Here is a 14,175-nt window from a genome sequence, read left to right as displayed (position 1 = left end):
TCACCGATTGAACTGTCACCAAGCAAGGCCCACGTACCCCGGTTCGGCCCGGCGCGCGTCGGCGTCGGGAAGGTGGATGAGGTCGACGATCACCGGGTGGGCGCCATGGGGCAGGGCCGACAGCACGGCCGGGTCCCTGGTGCCCACCAGGCACACCTCCGCGTGCTCCAGCACCTCCTCGACGGAGTCCGCGAGCAGCTGCGCGAGGTGCGGCAGCCGGGTCTCGACGTACTCGCGGTTCGCGCCGAGCAGCCGGGAGAGGCTCACGTTGGCGTCGTGGATCCTCAGGTCGTAGCCCTTGCCGAAGAGCCTCTCCGCCAGCTCGACCAGCGGGCTCTCGCGGAGGTCGTCGGTTCCGGGCTTGAAGGACAGCCCGAACAGGCCCACCCGGCGTTTGCCGGTGCGCTCGACGAGTTCCACCGCGCGTTGCAGATGGTCGGAGTTGGAGGGCAGCACATGGGCCAGGATGGGCACCGAGACATCGGCCCGCTGGGCCGCGTGGACCAGGCTGCGCAGATCCTTGGGCAGGCAGGAGCCACCGAAGGCGAAGCCGGGCCGCAGGTAGGCGGGGCTGATGTTCAGCTTGTGGTCGGCCAGGAACACGTCCATCACCTGGTGCGAGTCCACCCCGAGGGCCTGGCACACCGCGCCCAGTTCGTTCGCGAATCCGATCTTGAGGCCGTGGAACGCGTTGTCCGCGTATTTGATCGCCTCGGCCGTCGGGACCGGCACCCGGAACACCTCGCCGGGCAGGCCGTCGTACAGTGCCGCCACCGTGTCACCGCTGGCCGGGTCGAGCTCGCCGATGACGGTCTTGGGCGGGTCGAAGAAGTCCCGCACGCTCGTGCCCTCGCGCAGGAACTCCGGGTTGACCGCGACCCCGACGTCCACCCCGGCCGTGCCGCCGACGTACTTCTCCAGGATCGGTACCAGCAGGTTCAGGCAGGTGCCCGGGAGCATGGTGCTGCGGAAGACGACGGTGTGCCGCCCGCCCCGCTCGGCGAGCGCGGCGCCGATCTCCTCCGTGACCCGCTCCAGGTACGTCGTGCACAGACTGCCGTTGGGTTCGGACGGCGTGCCCACGCAGACCAGCGACACCTCGCTGTTCATGACCGCGTCGCGGACGTCACCGGTGGCGCGTAACGCCCCCGTCCGCACGCCCTCGGCGACGAGCTCGCCGATCCGCTCCTCGACCACCGGTGCCTTGCCGTCGTTGACCAGGTCGACCTTCACCCGGTTCACGTCCACCCCGACGACCCGGTGCCCCATGCCGGCCAGGCACGCGGCCGACACACAGCCCACGTAGCCGAGCCCGAAAACACTGACTCTCACGACCCGTTCCTCCCCCCGGGCGGGCCCTCACGGCCCGCGGTGCGCGCGCCGGCCGGTATGCGGCCGCCGCACATCAGTAGGCCCCCTGCCCGTGGAGCACCGCACGCAGCGTCTTCCACAGGATCACCGTGTCCAGGGCGAGGGACCAGTCCTCCACGTACCGCAGGTCCAGCCGGACCGCCTCCTCCCACGACAGGTCGCTGCGTCCGCTGATCTGCCACAGGCCGGTGAGTCCGGGCTTGACCAACAGCCGCCGCCGGATGTCCGGGCCGTAGGCGGCGGACTCCTCCGGTAACGGAGGCCGCGGACCGACGAGCGACATCGATCCGGTGATGACGTTGAGGAGTTGCGGGAGTTCGTCGACCGAGTAGCGGCGCAGTACCGCTCCCACCCGGGTCACCCGCGGATCCCGGCGGAGCTTGAACAGCGGCCCGGCGCCCTCGTTGAGACCGGCCAGCCCGGCACGAGCCCGGTCGGCCCCGGCGACCATGGTCCGGAACTTGAGGATGGTGAACTCGCGGCCGTCCTTGCCGACCCTGCGCTGGCGGTAGAACACCCCACCCCGGCTGGTCGTCAGCACGAGCAGCCCGACGCACACCATCAGCGGCGTGAACAGCAGCAGCAGGACCGCCGCGCCCATCCGGTCGACGACCCCCTTGACCACCCGGCGGCCCCCGGTGAAGGCCGGCAGGCTGACCCGCAGCAGCGGGATCCCGAGCACCGCGTCGATGTGCAGCCGCGGGCCGGCCACCTCCATGAGCACAGGGGCCACGACCATCTCGGTGTCGCTGCCTTCGAGGCTCCAGGCCAGCCGTTGCAGCCGGTCCGGTGACCAGTGCGGGTCAGGTGTGACCGCGACGACACGGTAGCCGTCGCGACGGACGTGGCCGGCGACGTCCGCCAGCCGGCCGACGACCGGCACTCCGTCCAGCCGGTCACCGCCGAATCGGTGACCCTCCGTCGTGCACACGGCGTCCACCCGCCAGCCGAGGTGCGGGAACTTGCGGGTCCGGGTGATCAGGTCGCGCACGGTGTCCGGGCTCCCGGCGGCGAGCACCGGTCTCAGGCACCGCCCTTCCTTCCGCTGTCTGTGCAGCCGCAGACGCAGCACATACCGCGCGGTCATGGTGACGAGGGCGATCGCGGGAACCGCGACGAAGATCCAGAGCTTGATGTTGCGCGAGGTGAGGGCGATTCCGCCGAGCGCCAGGACGACGGTCGCCGCGAACAGAGAGCGGCCGAGCCGGCGGAATTCCTCGGCGCCCTGGCCGAGTACGGCCGGAGCCCACGCCCGGCTCACCGCGAGCGCCCCCAGCACCAGCAACCAGGTCCCGAAGGCGAGAATTCCCCATTTCTCATGCCAGTTGGCCGCATCCCGCGCCCCGAAGAAGTTGCCGATCGCCGCTACGACCACGGCGGTGGTCACGGTATCGCCGGTGATCACGGTACGGCGGTACCGCTGCTCCCAGTCGCTCGCGGGCCGGCTGATCTCCCCGTTCGCCAGACGCCCGCGCGCCGGCGGAAACGGGCTGACTAATCCCCCTTGCCGCACAGAACCCCCCAGGTCCCAGTGGCTCGACGTGGTCGCCCCACACTGTTCGTCCGCACGGAGGTCCCCGCCCCCCGCGCCGCGCCGTTCCCCTCCCCACGGGCGGCCCCCGCCTCCCGCACCTGACCTTCCGGTTCTTTCAGAGGTACTCGAGCAATTCGCCCCGGCGGCAGCGGACTGCCCGTCCCGCCGGACTTTCGAGGTGCGTGCAAGCCCGTCGGAACCTCGGATGCTCCCCGCATCCGGGGCCCTCTCGGGCTCCAGGAAGCCAGATCATCCCCAAGTGCGGTGCCGGGGACGCGAATGCCGGCCTGCCGTAGCGCCGGACCTATTGATCATTAGCGGTCGCTTCGTGTTCGAACAGCTGAAGCAAGGTCAATCTAGACCATGAGGGTCGGTGTTGAAGAGAGGTTGTGTGCAAATTGTGTTCATGCTTTGAGCCATATCCACCGGCCGGTGGCCGCCCGCCGGTGGGAGGGGCACCCCGTGCTCCCGTGGCGGGGCCGGTCGTGTCCACGCGTGCCGGCGGCCGGAGGGCGGGGCAGGCGCCCCGCGGGCGCCTGCCCCACCCGTGCGGGGACCAACCCGCTGGGTGAGCCGGCCGAGACAACTCCTGTGGTGTTCAGCCCTGTTGGTTGCTCGCGGGACGCTTCCACGCGGTGACGTATCCCTTGTACGTCGGGAGTCCGTCGGGGCCCTCTCCCGGAACGATCTCGGTGATCTCCGCCTCCGCGACGTTGTCGTTGCTGGTGATCGCGCACAGGATGGTGCCGACCTTCACCTGCCGGCCCAGGCGCAGTTCCGCGGCGGGCAGCGGGTGGGACAGGACGGCCGTCTGCTGTTCCTCCGTGCAGACGGTCTTCCGCTTCCCGACGACCACGAGGATGCTGCCCAGCCAGCCGTCGGAGTTGTAGACGAGTTCCGCCGGCCCCGGGAGAGTGTCGCGTTCCATGTACGTGGACCGGGGGATGTCGAGGTCCAGGTGGTTGGCCTGGCCGTCGCCCGGGGGCGGGGTGAAGGTGAAGGGTTTGTTGGCGAAGATCAGTCGGTAGCCCTGGGGGGCGTGCGGCACGGGACGGTCCGTGCCGTTGTCGTCGTTCTTCGGCGAACGCGGCTGTGCGGTCGACGGGGAGCCGGTGCCGGTCCCCGTGGCGCCCTTCGCGCGGTCGGCCCCCTCCGGCCACATCGAGGTGACGGCGCCGGCCACGGCCCCCACGGTCAGGGCGGCGAGCAGGGCGGTCAGCACCCGTCTGCGCCGTACCGTCCGCGCGGGGAGGGGCACCGTGGGCATGAGCGGTGGCGGCCCGAAGCCGGCGGGTACGGGGGGCGGCGGGACGGGTGTCCCCGTCCCCGCGGGCGGGGTGTCCGCCGTCATGCGCGCCGTCACCTCCGCCACCTCCCTCTCCACCGACGCCACGGCCGAGGCGACGGCTTCGGGCAGCCAGCCGTCGAAGTCGGTCAGCGGTCGCCCGGCCGCCTCCTCGCACAGAACCGCCAGCCCGGCCGCGTCCGGCCGCCGGCCGGGGTCGGCGGTGAGAGCGGCCCGCAGGATGTGCCGCAGCGGGGCCGGGTAGCCGTCGAGGACGGGCGGACAGGTGTCCGTACCGGCGATCGACGCGGCGATGCCCATGCCGTCGCCGTCCCCGTAGGGATGGCGTCCGGTCGCCGTGACCGCGGCCAGCAGGCCGAGGGAGAACACGTCGCTGGGCGGTCCGGGTTCCCGGCCGCGCGCGTGTTCCGGTGACATGAAGCGGAGCGTGCCGACGATCCCGCCGGTGCCCGTCAGATCGGTGGAGTCGGCGGAGCGCGCGATGCCGAAGTCGATCAGCCAGGGGCCGTCCGCCCCGATCAGGACGTTGCCGGGCTTGACGTCCCGGTGCACGTATCCGGCGGTGTGCACGGCGTGCAGCGCCCGCGCCACGCACCCCGTGATCTGCAGGGCGATCGCCACCGGGAGCGGACCGTGCGACTCGAGTACGGAGCCCAGGGAAGGGCCCGGCTGGTACGCGGTGGCGATCCAGGGCTGCTCGGCGTCGGTGTCGAAGTCGAGCACCGGGACCAGGTGGTACCCGGCGACCTTCCGGGCCGCCTGCGCCTCCCGTGCGAAACGGCGCCGGTAGTGCGGGTCCTCGGCGTGCTCCCGCCGGATGACCTTGAGCGCGACCGGACGGTTCCCGCGCGTGTGCGACAGGTAGACCGTGCCCATGCCGCCCTCACCGAGACGGGCGTACAGCGGATAGCCACCGATCTCCCGGGGGTCACCTTCCCTGAGCTCCTCCGGTCCACCCGCTCCGCCTACCGGCCGCATCCTGTCTCCCGCCTCCTTAGACCGCCCTGACCGCATCTCGCGGCGGCAGCCTAACCAGCGCCCCGGCACGGCACATGGGTACGGGAACTCATTTCGCGTGCTCCACCGGTGGTGAGCCGGTTGCCTGCGCGGCGGACGCCGCACGCCCGGCAGACGATCCCCGAACGGAGGACGGTCGCCGGTCGGGGTGGCCGTCCCGCACCGGTACGGGACCCGAACGGCCGAGCCGGGTGACAACGGGATGCGCTCGCCACCCTCTTCCTGCCGCGGCATCCGCCCGGAAGCCGCGGCGGAGGAGGGTGTGATGGCCGAATGCCGTCTGTCTCTGGGCAGGGACATGCCAATACTGTGTGCCACCTTCGCGTCCTGGGGGGCTCGTGAACGGTCTTCGTGCAGTCATCGTCTGTCTTGTGGTCGCCTGCGCCACGCTCGTCTCGCCGGCCGCGGCCGCCCCACCCGGCTGGTCGGCGTCCGAGGTGCCGGCGGCCGCTCCGCCGGTCTACGTGGACGATCTCGCGGCCCGTGGGCCGGGGGAGGCGTGGGCGACCGGGTCCGAGCATGTCGCCGGTGAGCGGCGGCCGTTGCTGTACCGGTGGGACGGCACGGCGTGGAACAGGGACACGAGCTTTCCCGGTGCCGCCGAGCAGGGCCGGCTCGGCAAGGCGCAGTTCGTGGGCGAGGAGGTGTGGATCTTCCACGAGCGCCAGGGCGCCGGGGAGATCCTGCGCCGGTCGGCGGAAGGATGGCGGGCCGTCCCACTGCCGGAGACCCTCTGGACGTACCAGGACTTCACAGCGGTACCGGGCGCGGCCTGGGTGGTCGGTGAGGACGACACCGGGCTGAAGGTGCTGCACCACGACGGCTCCGGCTGGAGCGCGCAGTCCGTCCCGGACGGTGTGGTGTTCCTGATGGGCATCACCGCGCGAACCGCCACCGACGCGTGGGCCTGGGCGGACACCACCACCGGGACCACCGTCCTGCACTGGGACGGCACGGCATGGCGGGACGCGAAGGTGCCGCTGCCACCGGACAGCAACGTGCACACGATCCTGCCCGAACCGTCCGGCCGGGTCACGGTCGGCGGCAGCCGGTACGCCGACGGCGTGGTGCGCACGTACCTGATGACCCGCAACGGCCCTACCTGGCACACCAGTCACCCACCGCTGGGTAACTCCTCCACCGACGCCATGGTCCGCGGGCCCGACGGGGCGCTGTGGCTGCCGGTGATCAGTGACCGCGCGTTCCAGTCGAAGTACGCGCGGATGAAGGCCTCCAGGACCACCTTCTCCTACGGCCCGGAGCGCCCGAACGCGATCGACGTCACGCCCCGGGCCCTGGCGACCGCCGGGTCCTCGCTGATGTCCTTCGGGACCGCGGAGATCTACGGCTCGAAACCGAACCTGATGAGCGAGCGGCTGGGAGGCTGACCATGACACGCAGACTTCTCGTCGCGGTCCTCGCCGTCGTCCTGGGCCTCACGGGCCTCATGACGTCGGCCGCGGCGGAGACCGCGTCCTGGCAGCATGTTCCCGTCCCGGCCCAGGTACGCCCCCAGGCCGGGCTCAACGAGGCGGTGGCGTTCGGGCCGGACCGGGCCTGGGCGGTGGGGGCCGACGCCGTGGGCCGCCAGTCGCCCGGCTTCCCGCTGGTCCTGCGCTGGGACGGAGACGCGTGGCAGCGCCAGAGTCTGCCCGGGATCGGCTGGCAGGGAGAGCTGCTGTCCGTCGCCGGGGTCTCGCCGGGCGACGTCTGGGCGGCCGGACGTGACGCGGCGAGCGGCGCCCGGTTGCTCCGCTTCGACGGCGCCGCCTGGCGTGAGAGCCGGCCGCCGAGGGGCGTCGAGCCGGCGAAGGTCGTCGCGGGCGGCGGTGAGACCTGGCTGATCGGCTCGCGGGACGGCGCACAGGTCCTGATGCGCCGGGACGGGAACGGCTGGCGGGACCTGCCGGTGCCACCGGGATCCGTGTACGGCCTGCACATCCTGGCGGCCGACGACGTCTGGGCCGCGGGGGCCGGAGCCTCGGGTGCGACCGTGTCGCACTGGGACGGGCAGGCGTGGCGGCAGACGATCGTGGACGGGTTCCCGCGATCCGGCGTGAGCAGTGTGCTGGCGGTCTCGCCGACGGAGGTGTGGGCGGGTGGCACGGCGGGGTTCATCGGCGGTCCGGTGGGCCGGCCGATCCCGCCCCTGCTGGTCCGCTTCGACGGCCAGGAGTGGAGCAGGGTGACCGTGCCCACCGACTTCGGCTCCATCAGTTCGCTGGCCCCCGCTCCGTCCGGCGCGCTGGGCTGGGTCGCGGTGGCCCGCTCGCAGAAGTGGGGCCCACCGGGAAGCTATCCGCCGCTGGTCCCCGGACCGGACTTCCTCGCCTGGGACGGACAGTCCTTCATCGGGCACGACGAACCGGCCGTGGCGGGGGAGGGCGACTCCCGGGTGCTGCGGCTGACGCCGGTGCCGGGCACGGAGACGGTGTGGTCGGTCGGCCGCGCCGACGGCCCCGAGGGCGCCTTCGCCCCGCGCATCCTGCGCTTCGGCTGACACGCGGTCGGGGCCGGGCCGAGCACGCCCATCTGCCCGGCCAGGCCCGACCGCCGTACGCCGCGGCCGGTTCGAGACGGCCGCGGTGAGGCGGTCGGTTCGCGCGTTCCGCTGCCCGTCGTGGGGCGGCGGTGGGCCATGACGTGGGTGCGCGGGTATGACGCCATCACCCCGCGTCCCGCATCCCGCCCCCTCGCCGTAGTGACGCGCCGCTCCGGCCGGTCCGGGCGCGGGGACGTGAGGCCTGCGGGTTCCCGGGCGCCGGGGCGGGCGGAAGCGGTAACGCCTCACCGGCGTAACGGCGTTGCCCGAGGTGCCGACAGGGCTGCCGGTGGCCTGCCCGGCCGGGGTGCGGAGGGAACCGGCGTGATCAGGCACTCCTCTCCGCGGGGAACGCGACACGCGTCCCTCCGACGATCGGTGTCACCTGTGGGCGGCGTCCTCCCGGGGGAGCACCCGGTGGGGCAGCAGGCGTCCGGCAGCCTCCGGGGCACGGGCCGGGACGACCAGCCGGGTGTGACCCGATCAGCGCCCGCGATCCCGTTCGCGTCCGCCGAAGGGTGTCCGGCCCGGGCGGTCTCCCGCCGCGTTCACGGGCGCGTCCCCACCCGTCGGCGTACGGCCTCCACCAGCAGGTCCAGGCCGTACTCCAACTCCGCCCCGTGGTCGCACACCGCCAGTTCCCGCGCGGCGGACGCCACCGCCGGGAACCCGCTGTCGACGAGGTCCTGCTCGCGTGAGGCGATGATGCCGGGTACCGCTCCCGCACGGGCGGGCGCCGAACCGACCTCGCGCGACAGCGCCCCGATCAGGAAGGCGATGAAGGCCCGCAGGACGTGGACCGCCTCCCCGCCGTCCAGCCCGGCCCGGCGGCACACCTGGAGCGAGGCCTCCACCACGGGCAGGGAGGCGGGCGCGTTCAGGCGACGCGTCAGGAGCAGGGAAGCCGACCGCGGGTAGGTCAGCGCGGCCGCCCGGAAGGCGCGGGCGAGTTCGCGCAGTCCGTCCTCCCAGGGCATGGCATCGATCTCCGGGACGGCGATCTCTTCGAGGATCACGTCAGCCATCGCGTCCAGCACATCCGACTTGTCGCGGATGTGGTTGTACAGCGACATCGTCCGGACCCCGACCGCCGTGGCGATCCGGTGCAGAGACAGCTGCTCCATGCCGTCGGCCTCGGCCAGCTCCAGGGCGCGCAGGACGATCTCCCGCCTGCTCAGCGGACCCCGCTGCGTCCTTCTCCCCGCCATCGGCCCGCCCGTCCCTCCGCGCGGCCGCACCCATTGACCGGCCCATACTTATGCCATAAGTTCCGGAGGAAACGTACGGCATGAGTCAGAGGGTCGGCAAACGGAAGCTCCGGCTCACCGTCCGTCCGGCCGCGATCTCCGTCCGCCGAAAGGACGATGGCTGTGACCGAACATCCCGTACTCGAAGACCTGCCGGCCGGCAACTGGTACCTCGCGCCCCGGGCCCGGATCGAACCGGCCGCACCCGAGGCGCTGGGCCTCACGGCCCGTCTCGTGCTCCGCGTCATCCGGCGGCGCACCCGGGCCCCACACGACTACAACGTCTTCCGCACCCTGGCCCGGCTGGGCGGCATCTTTCCCGCGCACGCGGTCTTCCTCTCCCAGATCCTCCTCAAGGGCCGTCTCCCGGTGGCCGAGAAGGAACTCGTCATCCTCAGAGTGGCCTGGCGGCAGGGCTGCGTCTACGAATGGTCCCTGCACAGCCCCATGGCCACGGCCGCCGGAGTGCCGGATCACCACAAACGCGCCGCGGCGACCGAGTCACCGCGGTTCGACGACCCCCGTCTGCACGCCCTGGTCGAGGCCACCGACGAGATCCTCGCCTCCGGCACTCTGACGGACGCCTCCTGGTCCGCGCTGTGCGACCACTGCACGCCCGACGAGGCACTCGAACTGTGCATGCTCATCGGCCATTACGTCATGATCGCCCTCACCCTCAACACGGTCGGTGTGCAGCTCGACAGGCAGCCGGCGCAGGAACCGGCCGCCTGACCGTCTCGCGCCTGGCGCCGACGGGCCGCACGCGGCCGGCACCCCGTGCCGGGCCGGTCGCGCACCACCGGCTCACTCCGGCGAGGGGCGCAGCCTCAGGGCGCGTAACGCGATCTGCATCTCGAACTGGGCCGTGGGATCGCGTAGTTGATCGCCGAAGACCTCCTCGAGCTGGCGCAGCCGGTAGCGGACGGTCTGCGGATGCACGGCGAGACGCTGGGCGACCTCGCTCGCGTTGCGGGCGCAGCTCAGCCAGCACAGCAGGGTCTCGGCGAGTCGCTCGCGCTGGGGAGGGCGCACGGAGTCGAGCGGCCCGAGGTACTGCCGGGTGAGCGCGTCGACGAGTTCCTCGTCGCGGAAGAGGAGCAGGGTCGCCAGATGGTCGGAGCAGCGGACGAGCCCGGTACCGGGCAGGATGCCGCGCCGTGCGAGGTCGAGTGCGTCGAGGGCCCAGCGCAGCGAGCGGGCGCCCGCGTCGAGGGCGACGGTGGGCCCGAGCGTCGCCCGCAGGCCGCGTAACGCCCCCGTGATGGCCCGTTCCCGGCCGGGGCCCTGCGGATCGGGGACGACGATGATGCCCGGCTGTCCGTCGAACCGGGCGAGGAACTCCGGTGGCACGATGGGGCGCACGGTGCCCGACTCCTCGGCGAGGTCGGTGACGACGACGGCGATGTCCCGGGGCAGCGGCCACTGGGCGGTGCGGGCGAGGTCGGCGATCGCCTCCGGGGAGACCGCCGGGTCGGCGGTGAGCAGGTCGATCAACCGGCCGCGCCGCTGCTGCAGTTCACCGGCAGCGTGCAGCCGGGCCTCGGTGTACCCGCCGGCGGTGGCGGCAGCCATCTCGTCGAGGTGCAGGAACACGGTCTCGCCGAACGCGATGAGCACGTCCGGGGGCAGCCGGTGGACCTCGACGAGTTCGCACACCCGGCGCCAGGTCACCCGCGCGCCGATCCGCAGCGCCGCCTGGAACGAGTCGAGACTGCGCCCCTCCTCGGCCTCGCCCCTCCCGATGCGCTGGTAGGTGGCCCTGACGTCCTCCCAGTCGGTCCGGGAGCCCGACAGACGGGCGAGGAAGCCCTCCAGGGCCTGCCCGACACCCCGGTTGATGACATGCATGTACGTCTCGTCCATCGGGCGGGCGTACTCGGCGATCTCGACGCCTATGGTCCGGACGACCTCCTCGGTGATCTCGTCGAGGAACGGCCGCAAGCGGTCCAGGAGTTCTGCCGGCAGGGCCTTGAGCGGGGCGTCACCTGCGGGAGGTTCGGACCTTGTGCGGGCTCCGTCGGCCATGGGGCTCCCTCGGCGTGGGGGACATCAGGGGCCCGGAGACCGTACCGCCCAGTCGGTGTGTCGGCTCGTCAGCGGCAGACGGATCGCGGGGAGCGATATGTCATTGAAGTGACAACAAGGCCGGGTGTCCTGTGCGTACGGACACAAGTGGTCACAGGACGCGATGGGCCACTATCCCGCACATGACGGATCTGTTCGAGCGACGGCCCGCCGAGGAGCCCGGCCTGCGCTTCTACGCCTCGGGCGTGCCATGGCACCTGCCCGTGCCCCGGGACACGCTGCCCGACCTGCTCGAGGGCGCGGCCCACCGGTACGGGGGCCGTACGGCCCTGACCGCACAGGGGGGCCGGACCGGCTTCCGCGCCCTGCTGCGGACGGCCGCGCGGATCGCCCCGGCGCTCTCCCGGCTGGGGCTGCGGCGCGGCGACCACCTGGCGCTGCTGCTGCCCGACTGCCCGGAGGCGGTGGTGCTCTGCCACGCCGCGTGGCGGCTCGGCGCGGTCGTCGTACCGGGCGGTACCTCCGGCCACCGGCGGGCGCTGGCCCACGCCGTGGTCGCCGCCGTACCGCTGGAGCGGCTCCCGGAGATCGCCGCGAGCGAGGACCGCGCGTTCCTGCGCGCCGTCGTGACCGTGCAGACGGCGCCGGCCCGGCGGGGCGGCTCCTCCCGCACCGGGAGCCGGAAGGACGCCGCGCCCCGGACGGCGGACCTGCCGCTCGAGGGGCGGCCACCCGGCCCGGCCCGGACCGTCGCGGCGCACCGGCCGGACCCGGCCTCGCGGAACATACCCGCTCAGCGGACCGGTCCGGGCTCGCCGTACGCCGCCGTCAGCCGGGACGCCCGGCCGCGGCGCGGACCCGTGGACATCGTGGCCTACCGGGACCTGGAACGGCGGCCGGCCGACCGGTCGGACTCCCTGAGGGACTGGGACTGGTCCGGCGGACCGGAACCCGACGACGTCGCCGTCGTCGTGCACCGGCACGACGGCACGCGGGTCTCCCTGCGGCACCACAACGTCGTGGCGGCGGCACACCAGATCGTCGCCTGGCAGCCGGCCCCGGTGCCGCGCCGGCCGCGGCTGCTGTCCCTGGTTCCGCTGTCGGACACCCGGGGGATCGTCCTGGTCACGGCGGCGCTCCTCGCCGGGGCGCGCACCGTGCTGGTGCCCGACAGCCACCCGCTCGGCGTGCTGCGGGCGGCCCGCCGGCACGCGCCCACCGTCCTGGTGGCGTCCCCCGCGGACCTGCGCCGCCTCCTGGAGCGTCCCGTTCACGAACGGGAGGCCCTGGGCACCGTGCGCACGGTCGTCACGGCCCCGCTGGACGTCGCCACCGGCGAGTGGTTACGGGCGGCGCTGGACGCCCGTGTCATCGAGGCGTACGGTCCCGAGGCCGCCGCGGGCGTCGCACTGGCCAACCCGCTGACCGCCGACGCCCGTCCGGGCACGGCGGGGCTGGCGGTGCCGCGCACCCGGGCGCGGATCGCCGTCGAGGGGTTCCCCGAGGTGGACGTGCTGCCCGGTCACGCCGGTGAACTCCTCCTGCGTGGACCTCAGTTCGGCGACCACCAGGGGCGCCCGGCAGGCGGATGGCTGCGCACCGGACGGCTCGCGGTACGCGGCCCCGACGGGTTCGTCACGCTGCTCGGCGACGGTGGCGGCCGGGACGGCGCAGCGCCACGACACTGACGACGGCGCCCAGCAGGACACAGCCGGCGGCCAGTCGAAGTCCCGTGTCGTAGCCGTCGAGGAACGCGGTGTGCGGGGCCACCCCGTCCGCCAGCGCGTCACGTTCGGTTCGGATGAGCACGATGCCGACCAGGACCACGCCGAACACACCGCTGATCTCCCGCGCCGCGCTCACCAGGCCCGACGCCATGCCGGTCCGGGTGGCGGGGACGCCGGCGATCGACCGTACGGTGAGCGGCGTGGTCAGGGCCGAACCGACGCCGATGAGCAGGAGTCCCGGCTGCAGATCGGCGTAGGAGGCGTCCGCGCCGGTCCCGGAGACCAGCAGCAGACCCGCGGCGACCAGCACGAGCCCGGCCGCGATGGAGCGGTGGGCGCCGACGAGCCGGGCGGCCCGTTCGGCGAACGGTGTGCACACCAGCAGGGCACCGGCCAGGGGCAGGAACACCAGTCCGGCCTCGACGGGAGAGAAGGCGAGGATCTGCTGCAGGTAGAGGGCGGTGAAGAAGAACACGCCGTTGACCCCGACCCCCCAGAGCACCTGCGCCGCGACCCCCCCGACGAGGATCCGGTCGCGGAGCACCCGCAGGTCGACCAGGGGCAGGAAGGCGCGCGCCTCGACCACCAGGAACGCGGCGCCGGCCGCGGCCGAGAGCCACAGGCACAACGGGACGGGCGGCGTGCTGAAGGTGTGCTCGCCGCCCTTCACGAGCGCGTAGGTGAGAAGGAACAGCGCGATGACGGAGAGCACGACGCCCGGCACGTCCAGCAGTGAGGTCCGCAACCGGTCGGTACCGCGCCGTGCGGCCGCCGGGACGGCGGGCACGAGCAGCAGAGCGAGCGCCCCGAAGGGCACGTTGAGCAGGAAGATCCAGGTCCAGCCCCAGTGCTCGGTGACGAATCCGCCGATGACCGGTCCGAGCGCGAGGGCTATCGCGAGGGACGCCGTCCACATCCCGATGGCGGTGGTGCGGCGCCGGACCGGCAGGTCCATGGTGACGATCGCGAGGGACGCGGGGACGATCAGAGCGGCGCCGGCGCCCTGCACGGCCCGGGCCGCCATGAGGGCCGTCCCGCTGCCGGCCAGCGCGGCGGCACAGGAGGACAGGGTGAACACCACGATGCCGACGGCCATGACGGCGCGCCGCCCGGCCAGATCGGCCACCCGCCCGCCGGCGAGCAGCAGCGCCCCGAACGACAGGACGTAACTGGCCGCGACCCACTCCAGGTCCGCGACGTCCAGCCCCAGGTCCTCCTGCACGGTGGGCAGGGCCACGTTGATGACGGTGTTGTCCAGCGTGGTCAGGAAGCCGGTCAGGGACACCAGGACCAGTAACGCCGACAGCCTTCCGCGATGCATGACCTCGCCCTTCCCGCCGGATGCGTCCCACGGATTGTGCGGGCGCGGGAGGTCCGCGCACTGCTGTGCGGGCCGTTGATTGACG

General features: G+C 73.0%; 10 protein-coding genes. 4 read left to right on the top strand and 6 right to left on the bottom strand.

Annotated elements, in window-relative coordinates; translation table 11 throughout:
• Positions 1-15 precede the first annotated feature (15 nt).
• The 3 genes from ACZ5C2_RS12475 to ACZ5C2_RS12465 form a co-directional block, all read right to left on the bottom strand.
• Positions 16-1,332, bottom strand: coding sequence for a nucleotide sugar dehydrogenase (locus ACZ5C2_RS12475; RefSeq protein ID WP_468789362.1), 1,317 nt, complete (start codon positions 1,330-1,332; stop codon positions 16-18).
• Between the two features lie 73 nt (positions 1,333-1,405).
• Complete coding sequence (locus ACZ5C2_RS12470; protein WP_468789360.1) at positions 1,406-2,884, bottom strand: sugar transferase; 1,479 nt, start codon at positions 2,882-2,884, stop codon at positions 1,406-1,408.
• 619 nt (positions 2,885-3,503) lie between these two features.
• Entirely contained in the window at positions 3,504-5,189 is a 1,686-nt protein-coding gene (locus ACZ5C2_RS12465; RefSeq protein ID WP_468789358.1) for a serine/threonine-protein kinase, read from the bottom strand.
• Between the two features lie 377 nt (positions 5,190-5,566).
• Here ACZ5C2_RS12465 and ACZ5C2_RS12460 point away from each other — a divergent pair, with 377 nt between their 5' ends.
• Both ACZ5C2_RS12460 and ACZ5C2_RS12455 read left to right on the top strand, forming a co-directional pair.
• A complete protein-coding gene (locus ACZ5C2_RS12460) occupies positions 5,567-6,616 on the top strand; it encodes a hypothetical protein (RefSeq protein ID WP_468789356.1) in 1,050 nt (349 codons plus the stop codon).
• Positions 6,617-6,618: 2 nt separating this feature from the next.
• The gene (locus tag ACZ5C2_RS12455) at positions 6,619-7,728 is read left to right on the top strand and encodes a hypothetical protein (RefSeq protein WP_468789354.1); all 1,110 of its coding nucleotides are present in this window, start codon (positions 6,619-6,621) and stop codon (positions 7,726-7,728) included.
• Between the two features lie 590 nt (positions 7,729-8,318).
• Here the strand turns inward: ACZ5C2_RS12455 and ACZ5C2_RS12450 are convergent.
• Positions 8,319-8,978 (bottom strand): TetR/AcrR family transcriptional regulator, encoded by a 660-nt coding sequence (locus ACZ5C2_RS12450; protein ID WP_468789352.1) that lies wholly within the window; start codon positions 8,976-8,978, stop codon positions 8,319-8,321.
• A 162-nt stretch (positions 8,979-9,140) separates the two neighbouring features.
• On the opposite strand from ACZ5C2_RS12450, the gene ACZ5C2_RS12445 reads away from it, so the two are divergent.
• Positions 9,141-9,749, top strand: a complete 609-nt coding sequence (locus tag ACZ5C2_RS12445; RefSeq protein ID WP_468789350.1) for a carboxymuconolactone decarboxylase family protein — start codon at positions 9,141-9,143, stop codon at positions 9,747-9,749.
• Positions 9,750-9,821: 72 nt separating this feature from the next.
• On the opposite strand, the gene ACZ5C2_RS12440 is transcribed toward ACZ5C2_RS12445, so the two are convergent.
• Complete coding sequence (locus tag ACZ5C2_RS12440) at positions 9,822-11,042, bottom strand: PucR family transcriptional regulator (protein WP_468789348.1); 1,221 nt, start codon at positions 11,040-11,042, stop codon at positions 9,822-9,824.
• A 182-nt stretch (positions 11,043-11,224) separates the two neighbouring features.
• On the opposite strand from ACZ5C2_RS12440, the gene ACZ5C2_RS12435 reads away from it, so the two are divergent.
• On the top strand, positions 11,225-12,730 hold the full coding sequence (locus ACZ5C2_RS12435) for an AMP-binding protein (RefSeq protein ID WP_468789346.1): 1,506 nt from the start codon (positions 11,225-11,227) through the stop codon (positions 12,728-12,730).
• Here the strand turns inward: ACZ5C2_RS12435 and ACZ5C2_RS12430 are convergent.
• Positions 12,678-14,090 (bottom strand): MFS transporter, encoded by a 1,413-nt coding sequence (locus ACZ5C2_RS12430; RefSeq protein WP_468789344.1) that lies wholly within the window; start codon positions 14,088-14,090, stop codon positions 12,678-12,680. The genes ACZ5C2_RS12435 and ACZ5C2_RS12430 overlap by 53 nt on opposite strands.
• Positions 14,091-14,175 lie beyond the last annotated feature (85 nt).

The organism is Streptomyces sp. NPDC031365 (genome assembly GCF_055569765.1).
This window is presented reverse-complemented; position numbering and strand designations above follow the sequence as displayed.

What these genes read in the sequence shown, in the direction of transcription:
- ACZ5C2_RS12465 (WP_468789358.1), bottom strand. Translation starts at nt 5,189, where the DNA reads ATGCGGCCGGTAGGCGGAGCGGGTGGACCGGAGGAGCTCAGGGAAGGT.
- ACZ5C2_RS12455 (WP_468789354.1), top strand. Translation starts at nt 6,619, where the DNA reads ATGACACGCAGACTTCTCGTCGCGGTCCTCGCCGTCGTCCTGGGCCTC.
- ACZ5C2_RS12450 (WP_468789352.1), bottom strand. Translation starts at nt 8,978, where the DNA reads ATGGCGGGGAGAAGGACGCAGCGGGGTCCGCTGAGCAGGCGGGAGATC.
- ACZ5C2_RS12440 (WP_468789348.1), bottom strand. Translation starts at nt 11,042, where the DNA reads ATGGCCGACGGAGCCCGCACAAGGTCCGAACCTCCCGCAGGTGACGCC.
- ACZ5C2_RS12435 (WP_468789346.1), top strand. Translation starts at nt 11,225, where the DNA reads ATGACGGATCTGTTCGAGCGACGGCCCGCCGAGGAGCCCGGCCTGCGC.
- ACZ5C2_RS12430 (WP_468789344.1), bottom strand. Translation starts at nt 14,090, where the DNA reads ATGCATCGCGGAAGGCTGTCGGCGTTACTGGTCCTGGTGTCCCTGACC.